Origin of the sequence: Streptomyces lincolnensis (genome assembly GCF_001685355.1) — a bacterium.
Classification (GTDB): Bacteria; Actinomycetota; Actinomycetes; order Streptomycetales; family Streptomycetaceae; genus Streptomyces; species Streptomyces lincolnensis.
In genome coordinates this window covers 8,476,979-8,497,669 of the sequence record NZ_CP016438.1, presented here as the reverse complement: position 1 = coordinate 8,497,669, position 20,691 = coordinate 8,476,979, and the positions used below count along the sequence as shown (strand labels likewise).

Here is a 20,691-nt window from a genome sequence, read left to right as displayed (position 1 = left end):
CGACAAGCCACGACGGCGCGGCAGACGTCCAACGACATATCGCCGCACCCCCAGCGGAGCGCTTACGCGTAGAAGCGCGACAGGCTCTGGAGCACCGCCGCCGGCTTGGCGCCGCCCTCGATCTCGATCGTGCCGTCGACGGCGACCTGCACGCCGCCCGGCACGTCCTCGACCTCGGCCAGCTTCGCGACCAGGCGGATCCGCGAGCCGACCTTGACCGGGGCGGGGAAACGCACCTTGTTCAGGCCGTAGTTGACCTTCGTGGTGACGCCCTGGACGTCGAGGAGTTCGGTGAACAGCGGGATGAACAGGGAGAGGGTGAGGTAGCCGTGGGCGATCGGCGCGCCGAACGGCCCCTCGGCCGCCTTCTCCGGGTCGACGTGGATCCACTGGTGGTCGCCGGTGGCGTCGGCGAAGGTGTTGATCCGCTCCTGGGTCACCTCGATCCACTCGCTGGTGCCGAGGTCGCCGCCGGCGAGCTTCTTCAGTTCGTCGAGGCCGTTCACGGTGAGGCTCATGGGGTTCCTTAACTGTTGCCGTAGCGCTTGCGCACCCGGGACTTGAGGAGCTTTCCGGAGGCGGTGCGCGGGAGTTCGTCCGCGATCACCACCGACTTGGGGATCTTGTACTTGGCGAGCCGTCCGGACAGGTGGGCCAGCACCGCGTCCGGATCGGGGGCGGCACCCTCGCGGGGCACGACGACCGCGCGCGGCACCTCGCCCCACTTGTCGTCCGGGACGCCGATGACCGCGCACTCGACGATGTCCGGGTGGGCGAGGAGCAGGTCCTCGATCTCGGCGGGGTAGATGTTCTCCCCACCCGAGATGATCATGTCCTTGATGCGGTCGACGATGAAGACGTAGCCGTCCTCGTCGGTCCGCGCCGCGTCCCCGCTGCGGAACCAGCCGTCCGCGAAGGACGCCGCCGTCTCCTCGGGCAGCCCCCAGTAGCCGGGCATGACGTGCGGCCCGCGCACGATCACCTCGCCGGTCTCGCCGGTGTCCGCGGCCGTGAGGTCGGGCCGCACCACCCGGACGTCGCTGAAGAAGTGCGGCACCCCGGCCGAGCCCGCCTTGCTGACGGCGTGCTCGGCGTCCAGGTACAGCGTGCCGGGCGCCGCCTCGGTCATGCCGTACCCCTGGATGAAGGTCAGGTCCCGCCGCTGGTACACGGCGATCATCGAGGTCGGCACGGGCGAGCCACCGCAGGTCAGGATCCGCAGGCTGGACAGGTCGGCGTCCGGCCAGCGCGGATGCCGGGCGATCTGGTCGAACATCGTGGGCACCCCGAACATGAAGGTGATCCGGTGGCGTTCGATCAGGTCGAAGGTGGCGTCCGGGTCGAAGGCCTCGACCAGGACGCAGGCGCCGCCCTTGAGGAGCACCGGGAGCGTGAGCATGTTCAGCCCGGCGGTGTGGAACAACGGGGCGGAGACCAGGGCGCGTTCGTCGGCGATCAGGTCGGTGTCGACCAGGACGTTGATCGCGTTCCAGGTGATGTTGCCGTGGGTGAGCATGGCGCCCTTGGGGCGGCCGGTCGTGCCCGAGGTGTACATGATGAGGCAGGTGTCGTCGGCGGTGACCGGCTCGTCGATCGGCTCCTCCTTGGCGGCGGCGAGCACCTGCTCGTACTCGGCGCCGACCTCGACGTAGGCCCGTACGTCCGTGTCGCCCGGCAGCCCGGCCACCAGCCCCTGGAACGCGCGGCCGTAGATCAGCGCCTTGGCGCCCGAGTCGGCCAGCTGGTAGGCGATCTCGGGGCCGGCCAGGCGGGTGTTGAGGGGGACGAAGACCGCGCCGAGCGTGCCCGCCGCGAACAGGGTCTCCAGGTAGGACGGGTGGTTGGGGCCGAGGTAGGCGATCCGGTCGCCGCGCCGCACGCCCCGGGCGCGCAGGGCGTGGGCGAGGCGGGTGGTGCGGGCGTACAGGGCGCGGTAGTCCGTCGCCGCGTCACCGTGGATCAGGGCGGTGCGGTGCGGGGTCTTGCGGGCCCGCCGAGCGGGCCACGACCCCAGTCCCTCGTTGCGCATCGTCGACGCCCCTTACGTTTTGGTCAGCCCGAGCAGACGGGCGGCGTTCTCCTTGAGGATCTTCGGCCGGACCTCGTCCTTGATCGACAGCTTCGCGAAGTCCGCGAGCCAGCGGTCCGGGGTGAGGACGGGGAAGTCCGAGCCGAAGAGGACCTTGTCCTTCAGCAGCGTGTTGGCGTACTGCACCAGCTGCGGCGGGAAGTACTTCGGCGACCAGCCGGACAGGTCGATGTGCACGCCCGGCTTGTGCGTGGCTACCGCGAGGGCCTCGTCCTGCCAGGGGAAGGACGGATGCGCCAGGATGATCTTCAGATGCGGGAAGTCGGCGGCGACGTCGTCGACGTGCAGCGGGTTGGAGTACTTCAGCCGGATCCCGCCCCCGCCGGGCACGCCGGCGCCGATGCCGGTCTGCCCGGTGTGGAACAGGGCGATGGTGCCGGTCTCCTCGATCACCTCGTACAGGTCGTACGCCACCGAGCGGTCGTTGGGGAAGAAGCCCTGGATGCTGGGGTGGAACTTGAAGCCCTTCACCCCGTACTCCTCGACCAGGCGGCGGGCCTGCTTCACCCCCGCCTTGCCCCGGAAGGGGTCGATGGAGGCGAAGGGGATGAGGACGTCGGCGTTGGCGGCGGCGGCCTCGGCGACCTCCTCGTTGGGGACGGGGGCGGTACCCGTCGCGGACTCGGCGTCGACCGTGAAGATCACGGCGGCCATGTTCCGCTCGCGGTAGTAGGCGGCCGTCTCCTCAAGGGTGGGCTTCCGCTTGCCCTCGACCTTGAAGTAGGCGGAGGAGGCGTCGTGCAGGTCGTCGTCCAGCGAGGAGTGGCCCTTGGAGGACACCTCCGCGTGGGTGTGGACGTCAATGGCGACCAGTGATTCCAGGTCCATCACGCCTCCGGGAGCTTGGGCGCCGGGATGCCGACCGTCTGGAGTTCGGCGCCGACCGACGTGGGGAAGGCGTCGGCCAGGGATTCGGGGGTCCAGCCGCCGTCGGCGTAGGCCGCGCGGATCTCCTGCGGATGCGACCAGAGTGCCACCTTGTCGCCGCCGATGCCGATCGCCTGGCCCGTGATGCCCCGGGCGGCCTCGGAGGCGAGGAAGGGCACGAGGGCGGCGCAGTCCTCGGGGGTGCCGAAGCCCTCGCCCTTGCGGAGGAAGTCCGGGAGCGGCTCGCCGTTCCTCATGGCCTCGATGTAGGGGGCGAAGGCGGGGATGGTCTCGGTCATCGCGGTGGCGGCGACCGGCACGATCGCGTTGACGGTGATGCCGGCCCTGCCCAGCTCCATGGACCAGGTGCGGGCGAAGGCGGCGATGCCGGCCTTGGCGGCGGCGTAGTTCGTCTGCCCGAAGTTGCCGCGCTGTCCGGCCGGGGAGCCGACCAGGATCAGGCTGCCGCCCTCGCCCTGCTCGCGCATCCGGACGGCGGCGGCGCGGGCGCAGGTGAAGGTGCCCTTGAGGTGGGTGGTGATCACCGCGTCGAAGTCCTCGTCGGTCATCTTCCACAGGACCTTGTCGCGCAGGATGCCCGCGTTGGTGACGAGGATGTCGAGCCGGCCGAACTCCTCGACGGCGCGGCCCACGAGCCGGTCGGCGGCTTCGGTGGTGCCGACCGGGACGACCTCGGCGACGGCTGTGCCGCCCGCCTCGGTGAGGGACTTCACGGCCTGCTCGGCCACGGCCTCGTCGACGTCGTTGACGACCACGGAGGCGCCGTGGGCGGCCAGGGCGTGCGCGTAGGCGAGGCCGAGGCCCCGGCCGCTGCCGGTGACGACGGCGACCTTGCCGGAGAGATCGATGCTGGGCACGACGGTGTCCCTTCACATGGGGTACGGCTGGGGCTACGGGATCGAAGCTAAGAGCAATAATTGTTGACGTCAATAGTTGTTGATGACCTACGGGTGCGTCATGCTGGAATCTCCATGTCCCACCGACGCCGGGGACCGAACGCAGGGAGCCCGCCATCACACGCCAGCACGTCACGAACCCGAACCCGATCGACGCGGACGAGCCGTGGATGCGCGGGCTGCACGCGGACACCGGCTATCTGCTGTACCGCCTCGGCCTGCGCTCGGGTCAGCTGTTCAACACGTTCCTCCAGGAATCGGGGCTGCGGCTGCGCCACTACGCGGTGCTGCGCTTCCTCGCCGGCGCCGACGGCGCGCTCCAGCGCGAGCTGAGCACCCGGCTCGGCTACGACCCGAGCGCCATCGTCGGCCTGGTCGACGACCTGGAGAAGCTGGGGTTCGCCGAGCGCCGCCCCTCCCCCGACGACCGGCGCAGCCGTATCGTCGTGCTCACCGCCGACGGCCGCGCCTTCCTGCGCGACACCGACGAGGCCGGGCTGCGCGTCACGAACGACCTGCTCCTGCCCCTCGACCCCGCCGAACGCGATGTGCTCCACTCACTGCTCCAGAAGATCGCCGAGACCGGACTCGGGTGAGGCCATGCCGATGACCACCGACGCCGACCGGCCGCGGGCCGTGCGGAGCACGAGTGCCGGGCCGCCGCGCGGCGCGCGTTCCGGCGGCGCCCGGTCCGCGCCCGACCGGCTGCTGTCGGTGCTCGGGGCGTTCGACCACGACCACCCCGCGCTGTGCCTGACCGACATCAGCCGCCGGGCCGGTCTGTCCCTGACCACCACCCACCGCCTGGTCGGCGCGCTCACCGACTGGGGCGCCCTGGAGCGGGACGAGTCCGGCGTCTACCACGTGGGGCTGCGCCTGTGGGAGGTCGCGGCTCTCGCCCCGCGCGGACTGGCGCTGCGGCAGGCCGCGCTGCCGTATCTGGAGGACCTGTACGAGGCCACGCACGAGAACGTGCAGCTGGCGGTGCGCGACGGCTCCGAGGTGGTCTACATCGAGTGGATCGCCGGACGCTCGTCGGTCGGCGTGCACATCCGCGTCGGCGCCCGCTGGCCCCTGCACGTCACCGGCGTCGGACTGGCCCTGCTGGCCTACGGCGACCCCGCGCTCCAGGAGCAGTACTGCGCCGGCCCTCTCGCCGCCTTCACGCCGTACACCATCACCGAACCGGGCCGGCTGCGCCGGGTCCTGGCAGAGGTGCGGCGCTCCGGTGTGGCGGTGAGCGACCGTCAGGTCACAGACGACGCCCTGTCGGTGGCGGCGCCCGTCCGCGGCCCGGACGGTCAACTGGTCGCCGCCGTCTCGGTCGTCGTCCCCCAGGAGAGCGCCCAGGTACCGGCACTGATCCCGGCCGTGCGGCTCGCGGCGCGCGGGATCTCACGAGCGCTGGGGTGGCAGCCGGAGACGAGTGGCGGCTAGGCCTCAGGCTCTGTCCGCCGGTGGATATCCCTCGTACCGGTGAGGACCGGGCGGCCGGGTCCTCGTGATACTGGGACGGTCCCCCGCTGAGGAGCCGCCCATGTCCGCTCTCCCCCGGACCTCGTGGATCGCGCCCGTCGTCACCCGCCTGAGGACGACCAACCCGTACGTCGTCGACACCGCGCTCGCCGCTCTCGTGCTGTTCGCCGCCTCCCTCCAGTGGCTGTTCCCCGACGAGGGCGACGACCGCCTCACCTGGCAGGGCTGGCTGCTCGGCGCCGCCACCGCGGTGCCCCTGATCTGGCGGCGCCGCTTCCCGTACACCTCCGCCTGGGCGGTGTCGCTGGCCACCCCCGCGATGGCCGTCTACCACGCACCCCCGCCGGACGTGCTCTACGGCGGACTGGTCGTCCTCTACACCATGGCCGCCCGGGGCCTGGTCCGGCAGCGGCGCACCATGCTCGTCGGCTGGCTGCTCGGGTCGGTACTGACCATGCTCTACAAGGAACACTCCGAGCCCTTCGAGTACGCCTTCCATGTGACCGGCACGATCTGCGCCTACGGGCTCGGGATGCTCGCCCGGGTCCAGCGCGCCTACACCGGCGAGGTCGAGAACCGGGCCCGGCGCCTGGAGCGGGAGCGGGCCGCGGAGACCGCGCGGGCCATCGCCCAGGAACGCGCCCGGATCGCCCGGGACATGCACGACATCCTGGCGCACGCCGTCAGCCTGATGGTCGTCCAGGCCGAGGCCGGTCCGGTCGTGGTGCGCAGCGATCCGGCGCGCGCCGAGGCCGCCTTCGACGCCATCGCGGCGAGCGGACGGGACGCGATGGCCCAACTCCGCCGGATCCTCGGGGTATTGAAGGAGGAGGAACGCAGAAACGGCACGGCCCGGCTGCCGCAGCCCGACCTCGCCGGACTGCCCGCGCTGATCCGGCAGGTCGCCGCCTCGGCCGACCTGCGCGTCGACCTGAGCGTCACCGGCGAACCGCGCCGGCTCTCCCCGGACATCGAGGTCGCCGCCTACCGGGCTGTGCAGGAAGCCCTGACCAACACCGTGAAGCACGCGTACGCTTCCTGCGCACAGGTCGAACTCCACTGGGGCGGGGACGAGTTGACACTCACGGTGACGGACGACGGCCGGGGCCCGGCGCACTCACCCGGCGGGCACGGGCTCATCGGTCTGCGGGAACGGGCCGCCGCCTGCGGGGGCACCGCCGAGACCGGCCCCGGCCCGGACGGCGGCTTCCGGGTGGTCGTACGCCTGCCGGCCGGCGCCGACCGGGAGGCGGCCGTCGGGTGAGCATCCGGGTGGTCGTCGCCGACGACCAGGAACTGGTCCGCAGCGGCTTCAGCATGATCCTGGAGGCGCAGCCGGACATCGAGGTGGTCGCCGAGGCCGGCGACGGCGCCGAGGCGGTCGCGGCCGTCCAGCGGCACACACCCGACGTGCTGCTCCTCGACATCCGCATGCCCGTCATGGACGGCCTGGACGCGGCCCGGCGGGTGTGCGCGCAGTCCACCTGCAAGGTGGTCATGCTGACCACGTTCGACCTGGACGAGTACGTGTACGAGGCCCTGTACGCGGGCGCCAGCGGCTTCCTGCTCAAGGACGTCCGCCGGGACGACCTGGTGCACGCGGTCCGCGTGGTCGCCGCCGGCGACTCCCTCCTCGCCCCGGCCGTCACCCGCCGGCTGGTCGCCGACATCGTGCGCCGCCGCCACGAGGAGGCCGCCTCCGACGTCACCCCGGACCGGCTCGACGTCCTCACCGCCCGCGAGGTGGAGACCCTGCGGATGCTCGCCCGCGGGCTGTCCAACGCCGAGATCGCCACGACCCACTTCGTGAGCGAGCACACCGTGAAGACCCACGTCAGCAATGTGCTCGGCAAGCTGGGGCTGCGGGACCGGGTCCAGGCGGTGATCTGCGCGTACGAGACGGGGCTGGTGACGCCGGGGGCTCCCTAGCCCGTCTGCCTCAGTCGCCGTCCAGCTCCGTGAACAAGGTCAGCTGGAGCGAACCGGGCGCCTCCAGCCGGGAGTTGAGGGAGTTCCACGGTGTGCGGGTCGGCTCGGCGACCACCTCCGCCCCGGCCTGCGCGAGCCTGTGGGTCGTGGCCTCGGAGTCGTCCACCTCGAACGCCACCCGGATGGGCCCGGCCACCCGCCGCCCCACCTCCACCTCGTCGATGAAGGCGGCGTGGTTCGGGTCGGTCAGCTCCAGCGTGGCGCGGCCGGCCTCCAGGATGGTGACCCGTCCGCCGGGCGAGGAGAACGCGGCCCGTTCGGGCAGGCCGAGGACGTCGCGGTAGAAGCGCAGCGCCTCGTCGTAGTCGTCCGCCGTGACGACGAGACGGAGTTCACGGACGGCGGGTGCGTCGGACATGCGTGCTCCATGGGGATCGCGGGTGTCGAGCAGCTCAACCTCCCGACCGGTGCCGGTCATTCCTCCCTCCCGCGAGCGAGTCGCCCCCGCGTCTCCCCCGTACGACGGAGGCCCCGAAACCGCTCCCCCCGGCGATCCGCCGACCACGCCCGCGGCAGGACGCTGAGGGCCGATGTCCACCGTCAACTCCCGGGAGGGACCGTGCTCTCCACACTCGCCGGGGCCGCGACCCGCCGCCCGCTGACCGTCATCTGCCTCTGGGTGGTCTTCCTGCTGCTCGGTTTCGGGCTCGGGACGGGCGTCTTCGGCAAGCTCTCCGACGACGTGCCCGACGTGCCCGGCACCGAGTCCGACATGGCCGACGACTACCTCTCCGGCATCTCCTCGACCGGCGAGAGCGTCACCGCCGTCGTCGCCGGCGAGTCCGTCTCCGACGCCGTCCTGCGCGCCGAGGTCGAACGGACCGTCGCCGAGGTCCGCGAGATCGCCGGCGTCGCCGCCGTACCGAACCCCTATGGCACGCCCGGCCTCGTCGCCCGCGACGGACAGGCCCTCGTCATCCCCGTCACCTTCGAGGGCGGCCTGAGCGACGACGCCGAGGAGGAGGCGACGGACGCGGCCGCGGCGCGCATCCAGCGGATCGACGCGCCCGACGTCCATGTCAGCGGCGGCGAGCTGCTCGGCAGGCAGCTCGGCGAACGCGCCCAGGAGGACGTGAAGAACGCCGAGTTGATCTCCCTGCCAGTCGTTCTCGCCCTGCTGCTCGTGGTGTTCGGCGGACTGCGCGCGGCCGCGCTGCCCCTGGTGATCGCGGTCAGCGGGATCGCGGGCGCGTTCCTGGCGCTGTTCGCCTTCAGCCAGGTCACCGACATCTCGGTGTACGCGATCCAGGTCACCACCATGCTGGGTCTCGGACTCGCCGTGGACTACGCCCTGTTGATGCTGGTCCGCTTCCGCGAGGAACGACGGCACGCCGAGTCCGCCGAAGAGCTCGTCGAGGCCGTGCACCGCACCGTGGCGGCGGCCGGGCGGACCGTGCTGTTCTCCGGGCTCACCGTCGCGGTCAGCCTGACCGGGCTGCTGGTCTTCCCCAGCGTGTTCCTGCGCAGCATGGGCCTGGCGGTGGCCGCGGTCGTCGTCATCGACATGCTGGCCGCGGTGACCCTGCTCCCCGCGCTGCTCACGAGGTTCGGCGGGAAGATCACCCCTTCACGCGCGAAGGACCAAGGCTCGAAGGACCAAGGCGAGGAGGGCCGGGGCGAGGAGGGCCGCCTCTTCGCCCGTCTCGCCCGCTTCGCCACCCGCCGCCGCATCGCCGTCCTGGTCACCGTCGTACCGGCCCTGCTGGTGCTGGCCCTGCCCGTCACCGGGATGCGGATCGCCATCGGCGACGCCCGGCAGCTGCCGTCCTCCACCGAGGCACGGCAGTTGTACGACACCGTGGGCGCGCACTTCCCGCCGGGCACCGGGGTGTCTCCGGTGACCGTCGTCCTCAAGCCGGGCACCGACCCGGCCACGGCCGACCGGATCCGCGCGCTGTCCCCGACCGCCGAGTCCCGCGCACTGCCGGGCGGCCACACCGTCCTGGAGCTCCAGCCGCCCGGCAGCGTCGACGGGAAGGCGGCCACCGGCCTGGTCGAGCGGATCCGGGAGGTGCGCGGCGACGACCCGGTCGAGGTGACCGGTGTGGCGGCCCGGCTGGTCGACTTCCGCGCGATGCTGGGCGAACGGGCGCCCTGGGCGGCGCTGACCGTCCTGGCGGGCATCTTCGTCCTGCTGTTCGCCTTCACCGGCTCGGTGCTGATCCCGCTGCGCACGATCGCGACCACGCTGCTCAGTCTGGGCGCCTCGCTCGGTGTCGTGGTGTGGGTCTTCCAGGACGGCCATCTGGCCGGACTGCTCGGCGCCGAGGGCCTGGGCGCGCTGAGCCTGACGGCTCCGCCCCTGATCGTCGCGATCGCCTTCGGCCTGGCCATGGACTACGAACTGTTCATCCTGGCCCGGATGCGGGAGGCCCGGCAGCGGTCGGGGGACGACCAGGAGGCCGTGGTGACCGGGCTGCGCCGCTCCGGCCGGGTCGTCACCTGCGCCGCCCTGCTCCTCGCCGTCGTCTTCGGCGCCTTCATGACCGGCGGCTTCTCCCCGATCCTCCAGATCGGCCTCGGCCTGACCCTGGCCGTGCTGATCGACGCGACCGTCGTACGGATGCTGCTCGTCCCGGCGACGATGGCGCTGCTCGGCCGCCGGGCCTGGTGGGCGCCGAGGCCGCTGCGGCGGGCACACGAGCGGTTCGGGCTCCGCGACGCGCTTTAGCACGTATGCGCCGTTCATGGCGTGAACTTCCCGGCCCCCCAAGGACTTTACCTGCTTCAAGTATTGACGGCCTTCGGAACGGAGAGCACATTGGGCCCACTTTGAGAGCGCTCTCAGAGTGCTCTCAAAGTCTAGAAGGACCCGCGCACCTTTCCGTACCCGAAAGGCACCCCCATGCGTGAAACCTCCGGAAAACCCAGACGGCGGCGGGGTCTCGCCGCGATGCTGGCCACGTTCGGCCTCGCCGCCGCGGTGGCCGGCGCCGCCGCCCTCCCCGCGAACGCGACCGCTCCCCCGCCCCCGTCCGGCTGGACGCAGGTGTTCCTGGACGACTTCAACGGCTCCGCGGGCACCGGCGTCAACACCACCAACTGGCAGTACGCGACCGGCACCTCGTATCCGGGCGGCCCCGCCAACTGGGGCACCGGCGAGGTCGAGACGATGACCAACAGCACCGGCAACGTCTCACTCGACGGCAACGGCAATCTGCGCATCACCCCGCTGCGGGACTCCGCCGGCCGCTGGACCTCGGGCCGCATCGAGACCAACCGCACCGACTTCCAGCCCCCGGCCGGCGGCAAACTGCGCGTGGAGGCCCGGCTCCAGATGCCGAACGTCACCGGCGTCCCCGCCGAGGGCTACTGGCCCGCGTTCTGGATGCTGGGCGCACCCTACCGGGGCAACTACCACAACTGGCCCGCCGTCGGCGAGCTGGACATCATGGAGAACGTCCACGGCCGCAACCAGGTGTGGGCCACGATGCACTGCGGCGTCAACCCGGGCGGCCCGTGCAACGAGACGACGGGCATCGGCAACTCCACCACCTGCCCGGGCAGCACCTGTCAGTCCGCGTTCCACACCTACACGATGGAGTGGGACCGCTCGGTGTCCCCGGAGACGATCCGCTTCCTCGTGGACGGCACCCAGTTCCACTCGGTCAACGCGAGCCAGGTGGACGCGACGACCTGGTCCAACGCCACCAACCACGGCTTCTTCATCATCCTGAACGTGGCGATGGGCGGTGCCTTCCCCGACGCCTTCGGCGGTGGCCTGGACGCCGACACCCGCTCCGGCGTCCCCATGGTCGTCGACTACGTCCAGGTGCTCTCGGCCACCGGGGGCGGCGGTACCACGCCCCCGCCCTCCGGCACCCGTGACGCCTACAGCCCCATCCAGGCCGAGTCCTACGACGGCCAGTCCGGCACCAGCACCGAGGCCAGCTCCGACACCGGCGGCGGCCAGAACATCGGCTCCCTCGCCAACGGCGACTGGGCGCACTTCCGCGGTGTGAACTTCGGTTCCACGGGCGCCACCCAGTTCACCGCCCGCGTGGCCAGCGGCGCCCCGGCCGGCGTCAGCGGCCTGGTCGAGGTCCGCCTCGACAGCCGTACCGCCACCCCCGTCGGCAGCTTCTCCCTCGCCAACACCGGCGGCTGGCAGTCCTGGAGAACCGTCCCCGCCAACATCAGCCGGATCACCGGCACCCACGACGTCTACCTCACCTTCACCAGCGGTCAGCCGGCCGACTTCGTGAACGTGAACTGGTTCGCCTTCGGGCGCTGACACGGCGGTCGACCCGGCGCCCCGCGGACTCGCGGGGCGCCTTCGTCACGTGCGCCGGCGCAGCACCCGGGCGGCTTTCGGGAACAGGGTGCCGACGGCCTTCGGGAGCAGGGCGCCGACGGCGAGGGCCGCGAGCGGGACCATCACGTCCACCCACGGGTCCCGGATCGGCCGGTACGCGGTGAAGCCGTCCCGGATCTCGATGTAGCCGACGGGCCTGGCGTCGGCCCCTCCGCCACCGGTGCCGGTGGCCCCGTCCCCGTCCGGGTGTCCGACCCCGCCGCCGAACCCGACGGAGACCCTGGCGACCGGAATGACCGTGGCGCCGTGGGCGGTGACGGGCTCGCCGTAGACGACGGCCGCCGAGGCCTGGCCGCCGAGCTTCTCGGCGAGGCGTTCCAGCAGGGTGGCGGAGGCCCGGGCCGCCGTCGCGTCCACGGCGGCCCGGGATTCGGGCGCGGTGTCGTGCTCGGGGTCGCTCATGGCGGGTGACTGTCCTTCGTGGGAGCGGTGCGTGGAGGTACGGCCTTGCGCGAGCCGCTTCACGATAGGCGGGAGGCCGTCCCTCCACCAGGGTCGTCGAGGTGCCCTCTACCGCAGCTCCGCCCGGAAGGCCGCCGGGGTCAGTTCCGTGTGCTGCTGGAAGAACTTGGAGAAGTTCGCCGCGTCGGGGAAGCCGACGGCGGCTCCCACGCGTCCGATGGGCATGTCCGTGTGGGCCAGGAGCCGTTTGGCCTCCAGGATCACGCGCTTGTCGATGAAGCCCTTGGGGGTCTGACCGGTCGCGGCGCGGACCGCGCGGACCAGGGTGCGGCGGGAGTAACCGAGGGCGTCGGCGTAGGCGCTGACGCTGTGGTTGGTGGCGAAGCCCTTCTCCACGGCGTCGCGGAAGAGGGTGAAGGTGGTGTCGGACTGCTGCCGGACCGCCTCCGCGGAGCTGGCCGCCAGATGGGCCAGGCGCAGCAGGAACGCGGTGAGGGAGTGGCGCAGGACCGCGGTGTGCAGGCTGAGCGGGAGGGTCGTCGTGTCCTCGTACTCCCGGCGCAGCTGGGTCAGGGACGCGGTGAGGCCCTCCAGCTGGGCGTCGGAGGGGCGCAACCGCGGCGGCAGGTCGTAGCGGTAGAGGCCGGTGGCCTCCACGGTGGCGCGGGGCAGGAAGCCGGGCTGCATGGCCAGGACGGTTCCGCGGTACCCGCTCGTGGGCGCGAAGCGGTGCACCTGGCCGGGGCGGATCCACAACAGGTCGCCGGCCGTCGCCTCGTACTCGGCGAAGTCGACCATGTGGCGGACGGGCCCGCCGCTGAACAGCATCACGATGTGGAAGTCGATGCGGTGCACGCGATGCAGGGGCACGTCGGCCGGCCAGGCGGTCTCGCCGCCCATGGGGCCGACCTGCATGCCCACCCCCCACACGCTCCGCTCGACCGGGAAGGGGAACGTTCTGATGCCGTCCACTCCGCCGTCACCGTCTCCGCTTTGGATGGAGTCTTGGATGGTTCTGTCCGCCATGTCCTTCTCGTGCCGCCTAGCCGGAGCGTTCCGTGTCCCACTTTCACCACAGGCTGGCACATCGCGACCTTCCCCAGGAAAAGTCAGACTTTTAGATTTGAACGCGTCAGGCCAGCTACTTCGCTCCGATCGAGGACTTCTTGAAGATGAGCACGCAGACCACGGACAGCTTCGAATGGACCGAACTCGACCGGCGTGCCGTCGACACCGCGCGCCTGCTCGCCGCCGACGCCGTGCAGAAGGTCGGTAACGGCCACCCCGGCACCGCGATGAGCCTCGCCCCGGCGGCGTACACGATCTTTCAGAAGGTGATGCGTCACGATCCGGCCGACCCCGAGTGGACGGGCCGCGACCGCTTCGTGCTCTCCCCCGGGCACACCTCGCTCACCCTCTACACCCAGCTCTTCCTCTCCGGGTACGAGCTGGAGCTCGACGACCTGAAGGCCTTCCGCACCCACGGCTCGAAGACGCCCGGCCACCCGGAGTACGGCCACACGGCCGGCGTGGAGACGACGACCGGACCGCTCGGCCAGGGCGTCGCCAACGCCGTCGGCATGGCCATGGCCGCCCGCTACGAGCGCGGCCTGTTCGACCCGGACGCCCCCGAGGGCGAGTCCCCCTTCGACCACACCATCTGGGGGATCGTCTCCGACGGCGACCTGGAGGAGGGCATCTCCGCCGAGGCCTCCTCCCTGGCCGGCCACCAGAAGCTCGGCAACCTGGTCTTCCTCTACGACGACAACCACATCTCCATCGAGGGCGACACCGCGACGGCGTTCTCCGAGGACGTGCTCCAGAGGTACGAGGCGTACGGCTGGCACGTGCAGCGGATCGAGCCCGGCGCCGACGGCGACATCGACGTCCACGCCCTGTACGCGGCCCTGAGGTCCGCGCAGGCCGAGACCGCGCGGCCCTCGATCATCGCGATGCGCACGATCATCGCCTGGCCGGCGCCGAACGCCCGGAACACCGAGGCCTCGCACGGCTCCGCGCTCGGCGCGGACGAGGTCGCCGCCACCAAGCGCCTCCTCGGCTTCGACCCCGAGCGGTCCTTCGATGTCGCCGACGAGGTCCTCGCCCACACCCGCCGGGCCCTCGACCGGGGCGCCGAGACGCACGCCGCCTGGGACAAGCGGATCGACAAGTGGCGCGGGGAGCAGCCCGAGCGGTCCCGCCTCTTCGACCGGATCGTCGCCGGCCAGCTGCCCGAGGGCTGGGAGTCCTCGATCCCGGTCTTCGAGGAGGGCAAGGCGGTCGCCACCCGTGCCGCCTCCGGCAAGGTGCTCCAGGCGCTCGGCGCGGTCGTCCCCGAGCTGTGGGGCGGCTCCGCCGACCTGGCCGGCTCGAACAACACGACGATCGACAAGACCAGCTCCTTCCTCCCCGCGGGCAACCCGCTGCCGGAGGCCGACCCGTACGGCCGCACGATCCACTTCGGCATCCGCGAGCACTCCATGGCCGCGGAGATGAACGGCATCGCCCTGCACGGCAACACCCGTATCTACGGCGGCACCTTCCTGGTGTTCTCCGACTACATGCGCAACGCGGTGCGCCTGTCCGCGCTGATGCAGCTGCCCGTGACGTACGTCTGGACGCACGACTCGATCGGACTCGGCGAGGACGGCCCCACCCACCAGCCGGTCGAGCACCTCGCCTCGCTGCGCGCCATCCCCGGCCTGAACATCGTCCGCCCGGCCGACGCCAACGAGACCGCGATCGCCTGGGCCGAGATCCTCAAGCGGCACGCCACCGACCCGGCCCCGCACGGCCTCGCGCTCACCCGCCAGGGTGTGCCGACCTACGCGCCCAACCCCGAGGCGGCGAAGGGCGGTTACGTCCTTCGGGAGGCGTCGAAGCAGACCCCCGACGTCGTCCTGATCGCCACCGGATCCGAGGTCCAGCTCGCCGTCGCCGCGCGGGAGCGGCTGGAGGCCGAGGGGGTCGGCACCCGGGTGGTGTCGATGCCGTCCGTGGAGTGGTTCGAGCAGCAGCCGCGGGAGTACCGCGAGAGCGTCCTTCCGCCGTCCGTGCGAGCCCGTGTCGCGATCGAGGCCGGGATCGGCCTGACGTGGTACCGCTTCGTAGGTGACGCAGGACGCATCGTCTCCCTCGAACACTTCGGCGCCTCCGCCGACGCGAAGACCCTGTTCGCCGAGTACGGCTTCACCCCCGAGAACGTCGTCGCAGCGGCCAGGGAATCCCTCGCCGCCGCGCGTGGTTGATCCGACCGCCAGAAAGAAGATGATCACTGTGACCGAAGCGACCGCGACCGCGGGAGCACTCAAGCGCCTGTCCGACGAGGGCGTCTCCATCTGGCTGGACGACCTCTCACGCAAGCGGATCGAGTCCGGCAACCTCGCCGAACTCGTCGAGACCAGGCACGTGGTGGGTGTCACCACCAACCCGTCCATCTTCCAGGCCGCCATCGGCTCCGGAGAGGGCTACGCCGAGCAGCTGACCGACCTCGCCGTGCGGGGCGTCACGGTCGACGAGGCCGTACGGATGATGACGACCGCCGACGTGCGCGCCGCCGCCGACGTCCTGCGGCCCGTCCACGACGCCACCCTCGGCCGGGACGGCCGGGTCTCCATCGAGGTCGACCCGCGTCTGGCGCACGACACGGCGGCGACGATCGCCGAGGCCAAGCAGCTCGCCTGGCTGGTGGACCGCCCCAACGTCATGATCAAGATTCCGGCGACGAAGGCCGGCCTCCCGGCGATCACCGAGGTCATCGGCCTCGGCATCAGCGTCAACGTGACGCTGATCTTCTCCCTGGAGCGCTACCGCGAGGTCATGGACGCCTACCTCGCCGGGCTGGAGAAGGCGCAGAAGAAGGGCCTGGACCTCTCCTCGATCCACTCCGTGGCCTCCTTCTTCGTCTCCCGCGTCGACTCCGAGATCGACAAGCGCCTCACGGTCCTCGGCACGGACCAGGCGCTCGCGCTGAAGGGCCGGGCCGCCCTCGCCAACGCGCGGCTCGCCTACGAGGCGTACGAGAGTGTCTTCGCCGGTGAGCGCTGGACCGCCCTGGGCGGCGCCCGCGCCAACAAGCAGCGCCCGCTGTGGGCCTCGACCGGCGTGAAGGACCCGGCGTACAAGGACACCCTGTACGTCGACGACCTGGTCGCGCCCGGCACCGTCAACACGATGCCCGAGGCCACGCTGAACGCCACCGCCGACCACGGCCGGATCACCGGCGACACGGTCACCAACGGCTACGCGCAGGCCCGCGCGGACCTGGCCGCCGTGGAGGCGCTCGGGATCTCCTACGACGAGGTCGTGCGGCAGCTGGAGGACGAGGGCGTCGCCAAGTTCGAGGCGGCCTGGCAGGACCTGCTGGACGCCGTGACGAAGTCGCTGAACAGCAAGGGGGTGGACGGGGAATGAGCAAGAAGGCTCCCGAGAAGGCGGCCGAGGAGACCGCGTCGGAGGTGACCGTGCCGGTCCTCCCGGCGGCCGAGTGGTCCAACCCGCTGCGCCACCCCCAGGACCGCCGGCTCCCCCGGATCGCCGGGCCGTCCGGTCTGGTCATCTTCGGTGTCACCGGCGACCTGTCCCGCAAGAAGCTGATGCCGGCCGTGTACGACCTGGCCAACCGCGGCATGCTGCCGCCGGGCTTCTCGCTGGTGGGCTTCGCCCGCCGGGACTGGGAGGACGAGGACTTCGCGCAGATCGTCCACGACTCCGTCCGCGAGCACGCCCGGACCGAGTTCCGCGAGGAGGTCTGGCAGCAGCTCGCCGAGGGCATGCGGTTCATCCCCGGCGACTTCGACGACGACACGGCGTTCAAGCAGCTGCGCCAGACCGTCGACGACCTCGACAAGGCGCGCGGCACCAGCGGCAACTACGCCTTCTACCTCTCCGTACCGCCGAAGTTCTTCCCCAAGGTCGTCCAGCAGCTCAAGAAGCACGGGCTGGCGAAGGCGCCGGAGGGGTCCTGGCGGCGCGCGGTGATCGAGAAGCCGTTCGGACGGGACCTGGCGAGCGCGCGGGAGCTGAACGCGCTCGTGCACGACGTGTTCGAGCCGGACCAGGTCTTCCGGATCGACCACTACCTCGGTAAGGAGACCGTCCAGAACATCCTGGCGCTCCGCTTCGCCAACCAGATGTACGAGCCCCTGTGGAACCGGTCGTACGTCGACCACGTCCAGATCACGATGGCCGAGGACATCGGCATCGGCGGCCGGGCCGGCTACTACGACGGCATCGGCGCCGCCCGTGACGTCATCCAGAACCACCTGCTCCAGCTGATGGCGCTGACCGCGATGGAGGAGCCCATCGCCTTCGACGCCGAGTCGCTGCTCACCGAGAAGCTCAAGGTGCTGAAGTCGGTGCGGCTGCCGGAGAACATCGGCGAGCACACCGTGCTGGCGCAGTACGCCGAGGGCTGGCAGGGCGGTGCGAAGGTGGCCGGTTACCTCCAGGAGGAGGGCATCGACCCGCAGTCGAAGACCGACACCTACGCGGCCATCAAGCTGGAGGTGGACAACCGCCGCTGGGCGGGCATCCCCTTCTACCTGCGCACCGGCAAGCGGCTCGGCCGCCGGGTCACCGAGATCGCGGTGGTCTTCAAGCGGGCGCCGCACTCCCCCTTCGACTCCACGGCCACCGAGGAGCTCGGCCAGAACGCCATCGTCATCCGGGTCCAGCCGGACGAGGGCATGACGGTCCGTTTCGGCTCGAAGGTGCCGGGCACCTCGATGGAGATCCGGGACGTGTCGATGGACTTCGCCTACGGCGAGTCGTTCACCGAGTCCAGCCCGGAGGCGTACGAACGCCTCATCCTGGACGTTCTCCTCGGGGACGCCAACCTGTTCCCCCGCCACCAGGAAGTGGAAGAGTCCTGGAAGATCCTCGACCCGATCGAGGAGTACTGGGCGGACCAGGGCAGGCCCGCGCAGTACGCCTCCGGCAGCTGGGGACCCGAGGAAGCCGACGAGATGCTCGCACGAGACGGACGGAGCTGGCGCAGGCCATGAAGATCGACCTGACCGACACCACGGCAAGCAAGATCAACAAGGCGCTGGTGCAGGGTCGCCGCGCCATCGGCACACCGGCCGTGGGCATGGTCCTGACGATGGTGATCGTCACGGACGAGGAGAACGCCTACGACGCGATCAAGGCTGCTGAGGAGGCCTCGCACGAGCACCCCTCGCGCACCCTGGTCGTCATCAAGCGGCACGCCCGCACCCCGCGCGACCGCCAGTCCTCCCGGCTGGACGCCGAGGTACGGGTGGGCGCCGACGCGGGCACCGGCGAGACGGTGATCCTGCGGACGTACGGCGAGGTGTCCGACCACGCCGACTCGGTCGTCCTGCCGCTGCTGCTGCCGGACGCCCCGGTGGTCGTGTGGTGGCCGGTGGACGCGCCGGAGAACCCGGCGAAGGACCCGCTGGGCGCACTGGCCCAGCGCCGGATCACCGACCTGTACGCGGTGGCGAACCCGCTCCAGGTCCTCCAGACCCGGGTCCGCTCCTACGCGCCCGGCGACACCGACCTGGCCTGGACCCGGCTGACCCCGTGGCGCTCGATGCTGGCCGCGGCCCTGGACCAGGCCCGGGTGAAGGTGATCTCGGCCGCGGTCGAGGCCGAGGAGGAGAACCCGGCCGCCGAGCTGCTGGCCCGCTGGCTGGAGGCCCGCCTCGGCGTCACGGTCGACCGGGTCGTCACCGCCGGGCCGGTCGTCACGGCCGTGCGCCTGGGCACCGAGAACGGCGAGATCGTCATCGACCGCCCCGAGGGCCCGCTGGCCACGCTGTCCCTGCCGGGCCAGCCCTCCCGCACCCTCGCGCTGAAGGTCCGCACCACCTCCGAACTCATCGCCGAGGAGCTCAGGCGCCTCGACGCGGACGAGATGTACGCCATCGCCCTGCGCGGCGAGGCACCCAAGGAGATCTCCGCACATGTCTGACTCTGTTTCGGGCTCCGTTTCCGGTTCTGTTTCCGGCTCTGTTCCGGACTCTGTTTCGGGCTCCGCCAAGCTCACGCGCCGGCCCGAGTGGGCCGCCCTGGAGGACCACCGCGCCGAGTGGCACGCCCATCTGCGGGAGCTGTTCGCCTCCGACGCCGGGCGCGCGGAGCGCTATGTCGTGCGCGTCGGCGACCTGCGGATCGACTACTCCAAGAACCTGGTCACCGACGAGACGCTGGCCCTGCTCCAGGAACTGGCCGCCGCCACCGACGTGTTCGGGCTGCGGGACGCCATGTTCGGCGGCGAGAAGATCAACATCACCGAGGACCGGGCCGTGCTGCACACCGCGCTGCGGGCCCCGGCCAACGCGGTGATCGAGATCGACGGCGAGAACGTCGTGCCCGAGGTGCACACCGTCCTGGACCGGATGGGCGCCTTCGCCGACCGGGTGCGTTCCGGTGAGTGGACCGGCCACACCGGCAGGCGGATCAGGAACGTCGTCAACATCGGCATCGGCGGCTCCGACCTGGGCCCGGCGATGGCGTACGAGGCACTGCGGGCGTACACCGCGCGGGAGTTGACGTTCCGGTTCGTGTCCAACGTGGACGGCGCCGACCTGCACGAGGCGATCCGGGACCTGGACCCGGCGGAGACCCTGTTCATCGTCGCGTCCAAGACCTTCACCACCATCGAGACGATCACCAACGCGACCTCGGCGCGCTCCTGGCTGCTGGAGGGGCTCGGCGGTGACGAGAAGGCGGTGGCCCGGCACTTCGTGGCGCTGTCCACCAACGCCGAGAAGGTCACCGGGTTCGGTATCGACGCGGACAACATGTTCGGGTTCTGGGACTGGGTCGGCGGCCGCTACTCCTTCGACTCGGCGATCGGTCTCTCCCTGATGATCGCCATCGGCCCGGACCGCTTCCTGGAGATGCTCGACGGTTTCCGCATCGTCGACGAGCACTTCCTGAACGCGCCCGCCGAGGACAACGCCCCGCTGCTGCTGGGCCTGCTGGGCATCTGGTACGGCAACTTCTTCGGCGCCCAGTCGCACGCGGTGCTGCCCTACAGCCACTACCTGTCCAAGTTCACCGCCTACCTGCAACAGCTGGACATGGAGTCCAACGGCAAGTCGGTGGACCGCGACGGCAAGCCCGTCGACTGGCAGACCGGACCGGTGGTGTGGGGCACGCCCGGCACCAACGGACAGCACGCCTACTACCAGTTGATCCACCAGGGCACCAAGCTCATCCCGGCCGACTTCATCGGCTTCGCCCGGCCCGTCGCCGAGCTGGGCGACGAACTCAAGGCACAGCACGACCTGTTGATGGCCAACCTGTTCGCGCAGGGCCAGGCGCTCGCCTTCGGCAAGACGGCCGAGGAGGTCCGCGCGGAGGGTGTGGCCGAGGAGCAGGTCGCGCACCGCACCTTCCAGGGCAACCACCCCACGACGACGATCCTGGCGAAGGAACTCACCCCGTCCGTCCTGGGGCAGCTCATCGCCCTCTACGAGCACAAGGTGTTCGTCCAGGGGGCCGTCTGGAACATCGACTCCTTCGACCAGTGGGGCGTCGAACTCGGCAAGGTCCTCGCCAAGCGTGTCGAACCCGCCCTCACCCAGGGCGCGGACGTCCCCGGCCTCGACGCCTCCACCGCCGCCCTCGTGGCCGCCTACCGTGAACTGAAGGAAGTGCGCTGA

Annotated in this window: 18 protein-coding genes; 11 read left to right on the top strand and 7 right to left on the bottom strand. The window is 71.1% G+C overall.

From position 1 onward, the window contains the following. Positions 1–62: 62 nt before the first annotated feature. From SLINC_RS37485 to SLINC_RS37470, 4 genes are read right to left on the bottom strand one after another with little or no spacing between them, the layout of a single operon-like run. Positions 63–518, bottom strand: a complete 456-nt coding sequence (locus tag SLINC_RS37485; protein WP_067442875.1) for a MaoC family dehydratase — start codon at positions 516–518, stop codon at positions 63–65. 8 nt (positions 519–526) lie between these two features. Beyond that, the gene (locus tag SLINC_RS37480) at positions 527–2,029 is read right to left on the bottom strand and encodes an acyl-CoA synthetase (protein WP_067442874.1); all 1,503 of its coding nucleotides are present in this window, start codon (positions 2,027–2,029) and stop codon (positions 527–529) included. 12 nt (positions 2,030–2,041) lie between these two features. Further along, the gene (locus tag SLINC_RS37475; protein WP_067442873.1) at positions 2,042–2,917 is read right to left on the bottom strand and encodes an amidohydrolase family protein; all 876 of its coding nucleotides are present in this window, start codon (positions 2,915–2,917) and stop codon (positions 2,042–2,044) included. After that, positions 2,917–3,834 carry an SDR family NAD(P)-dependent oxidoreductase gene (locus SLINC_RS37470; protein ID WP_067442872.1) on the bottom strand — a complete coding sequence of 306 codons (918 nt, stop codon included), beginning with the start codon at positions 3,832–3,834 and terminating at the stop codon, positions 2,917–2,919. The genes SLINC_RS37475 and SLINC_RS37470 overlap by 1 nt, the downstream gene beginning before the upstream one ends. Before the next feature lie 209 nt (positions 3,835–4,043). On the opposite strand from SLINC_RS37470, the gene SLINC_RS37465 reads away from it, so the two are divergent. The 4 genes from SLINC_RS37465 to SLINC_RS37450 all read left to right on the top strand — a co-directional run bounded on the left by SLINC_RS37465 (position 4,044) and on the right by SLINC_RS37450 (position 7,278). Continuing rightward, positions 4,044–4,469, top strand: coding sequence for a MarR family winged helix-turn-helix transcriptional regulator (locus SLINC_RS37465; RefSeq protein WP_067442871.1), 426 nt, complete (start codon positions 4,044–4,046; stop codon positions 4,467–4,469). Positions 4,470–4,479: 10 nt separating this feature from the next. Beyond that, entirely contained in the window at positions 4,480–5,310 is an 831-nt protein-coding gene (locus SLINC_RS37460) for an IclR family transcriptional regulator (protein ID WP_079164929.1), read from the top strand. A gap of 100 nt (positions 5,311–5,410) precedes the next feature. After that, positions 5,411–6,613, top strand: a complete 1,203-nt coding sequence (locus SLINC_RS37455; protein WP_067442870.1) for a sensor histidine kinase — start codon at positions 5,411–5,413, stop codon at positions 6,611–6,613. Further along, entirely contained in the window at positions 6,610–7,278 is a 669-nt protein-coding gene (locus tag SLINC_RS37450) for a response regulator (RefSeq protein ID WP_067442869.1), read from the top strand. Before SLINC_RS37455 ends, SLINC_RS37450 begins: the two co-directional genes overlap by 4 nt. 10 nt (positions 7,279–7,288) lie before the next feature. Here the strand turns inward: SLINC_RS37450 and SLINC_RS37445 are convergent, their stop codons facing one another. Further along, positions 7,289–7,696, bottom strand: coding sequence for a VOC family protein (locus tag SLINC_RS37445; protein WP_067446118.1), 408 nt, complete (start codon positions 7,694–7,696; stop codon positions 7,289–7,291). A 201-nt stretch (positions 7,697–7,897) separates the two neighbouring features. On the opposite strand from SLINC_RS37445, the gene SLINC_RS37440 reads away from it, so the two are divergent. Then, positions 7,898–10,009, top strand: coding sequence for an MMPL family transporter (locus SLINC_RS37440; RefSeq protein ID WP_067442868.1), 2,112 nt, complete (start codon positions 7,898–7,900; stop codon positions 10,007–10,009). Positions 10,010–10,183: 174 nt separating this feature from the next. After that, complete coding sequence (locus tag SLINC_RS37435; RefSeq protein WP_067442867.1) at positions 10,184–11,572, top strand: glycoside hydrolase family 16 protein; 1,389 nt, start codon at positions 10,184–10,186, stop codon at positions 11,570–11,572. Between the two features lie 45 nt (positions 11,573–11,617). Here the strand turns inward: SLINC_RS37435 and SLINC_RS50170 are convergent, their stop codons facing one another. Then, positions 11,618–12,055: a spore germination protein GerW family protein gene (locus tag SLINC_RS50170; RefSeq protein WP_067442866.1), complete on the bottom strand. Its 438-nt coding sequence runs from the start codon at positions 12,053–12,055 to the stop codon at positions 11,618–11,620. Between the two features lie 108 nt (positions 12,056–12,163). Beyond that, on the bottom strand, positions 12,164–13,081 hold the full coding sequence (locus tag SLINC_RS37425) for a helix-turn-helix transcriptional regulator (protein WP_067442865.1): 918 nt from the start codon (positions 13,079–13,081) through the stop codon (positions 12,164–12,166). 146 nt (positions 13,082–13,227) lie between these two features. On the opposite strand from SLINC_RS37425, the gene tkt reads away from it, so the two are divergent. The 5 genes from tkt to pgi are packed head-to-tail and all read left to right on the top strand — an operon-like array spanning position 13,228 to position 20,691. Continuing rightward, positions 13,228–15,303, top strand: a complete 2,076-nt coding sequence (gene tkt, locus SLINC_RS37420; protein WP_067442864.1) for a transketolase — start codon at positions 13,228–13,230, stop codon at positions 15,301–15,303. Between the two features lie 19 nt (positions 15,304–15,322). After that, on the top strand, positions 15,323–16,468 hold the full coding sequence (gene tal / locus SLINC_RS37415; protein WP_067442863.1) for a transaldolase: 1,146 nt from the start codon (positions 15,323–15,325) through the stop codon (positions 16,466–16,468). Continuing rightward, positions 16,465–18,060 carry a glucose-6-phosphate dehydrogenase gene (zwf, locus tag SLINC_RS37410; protein WP_067442862.1) on the top strand — a complete coding sequence of 532 codons (1,596 nt, stop codon included), beginning with the start codon at positions 16,465–16,467 and terminating at the stop codon, positions 18,058–18,060. Before tal ends, zwf begins: the two co-directional genes overlap by 4 nt. Then, positions 18,057–18,992, top strand: coding sequence for a glucose-6-phosphate dehydrogenase assembly protein OpcA (opcA, locus tag SLINC_RS37405; RefSeq protein ID WP_067442861.1), 936 nt, complete (start codon positions 18,057–18,059; stop codon positions 18,990–18,992). The genes zwf and opcA overlap by 4 nt, the downstream gene beginning before the upstream one ends. Then, positions 18,985–20,691, top strand: coding sequence for a glucose-6-phosphate isomerase (gene pgi, locus SLINC_RS37400; RefSeq protein WP_067442860.1), 1,707 nt, complete (start codon positions 18,985–18,987; stop codon positions 20,689–20,691). Before opcA ends, pgi begins: the two co-directional genes overlap by 8 nt.

Excerpts from the sequence above, each read along its gene's own strand:
- SLINC_RS37485 (WP_067442875.1), bottom strand. The coding sequence starts at position 518 with ATGAGCCTCACCGTGAACGGCCTCGACGAACTGAAGAAGCTCGCCGGC.
- SLINC_RS37465 (WP_067442871.1), top strand. The coding sequence starts at position 4,044 with ATGCGCGGGCTGCACGCGGACACCGGCTATCTGCTGTACCGCCTCGGC.
- SLINC_RS37475 (WP_067442873.1), bottom strand. The coding sequence starts at position 2,917 with ATGGACCTGGAATCACTGGTCGCCATTGACGTCCACACCCACGCGGAG.
- tal (WP_067442863.1), top strand. The coding sequence starts at position 15,323 with ATGATCACTGTGACCGAAGCGACCGCGACCGCGGGAGCACTCAAGCGC.
- SLINC_RS37480 (WP_067442874.1), bottom strand. The coding sequence starts at position 2,029 with ATGCGCAACGAGGGACTGGGGTCGTGGCCCGCTCGGCGGGCCCGCAAG.
- SLINC_RS37455 (WP_067442870.1), top strand. The coding sequence starts at position 5,411 with ATGTCCGCTCTCCCCCGGACCTCGTGGATCGCGCCCGTCGTCACCCGC.
- pgi (WP_067442860.1), top strand. The coding sequence starts at position 18,985 with ATGTCTGACTCTGTTTCGGGCTCCGTTTCCGGTTCTGTTTCCGGCTCT.
- SLINC_RS37425 (WP_067442865.1), bottom strand. The coding sequence starts at position 13,081 with ATGGCGGACAGAACCATCCAAGACTCCATCCAAAGCGGAGACGGTGAC.
- SLINC_RS37445 (WP_067446118.1), bottom strand. The coding sequence starts at position 7,696 with ATGTCCGACGCACCCGCCGTCCGTGAACTCCGTCTCGTCGTCACGGCG.
- tkt (WP_067442864.1), top strand. The coding sequence starts at position 13,228 with ATGAGCACGCAGACCACGGACAGCTTCGAATGGACCGAACTCGACCGG.
- SLINC_RS37460 (WP_079164929.1), top strand. The coding sequence starts at position 4,480 with ATGACCACCGACGCCGACCGGCCGCGGGCCGTGCGGAGCACGAGTGCC.
- opcA (WP_067442861.1), top strand. The coding sequence starts at position 18,057 with ATGAAGATCGACCTGACCGACACCACGGCAAGCAAGATCAACAAGGCG.
- SLINC_RS37435 (WP_067442867.1), top strand. The coding sequence starts at position 10,184 with ATGCGTGAAACCTCCGGAAAACCCAGACGGCGGCGGGGTCTCGCCGCG.
- zwf (WP_067442862.1), top strand. The coding sequence starts at position 16,465 with ATGAGCAAGAAGGCTCCCGAGAAGGCGGCCGAGGAGACCGCGTCGGAG.
- SLINC_RS50170 (WP_067442866.1), bottom strand. The coding sequence starts at position 12,055 with ATGAGCGACCCCGAGCACGACACCGCGCCCGAATCCCGGGCCGCCGTG.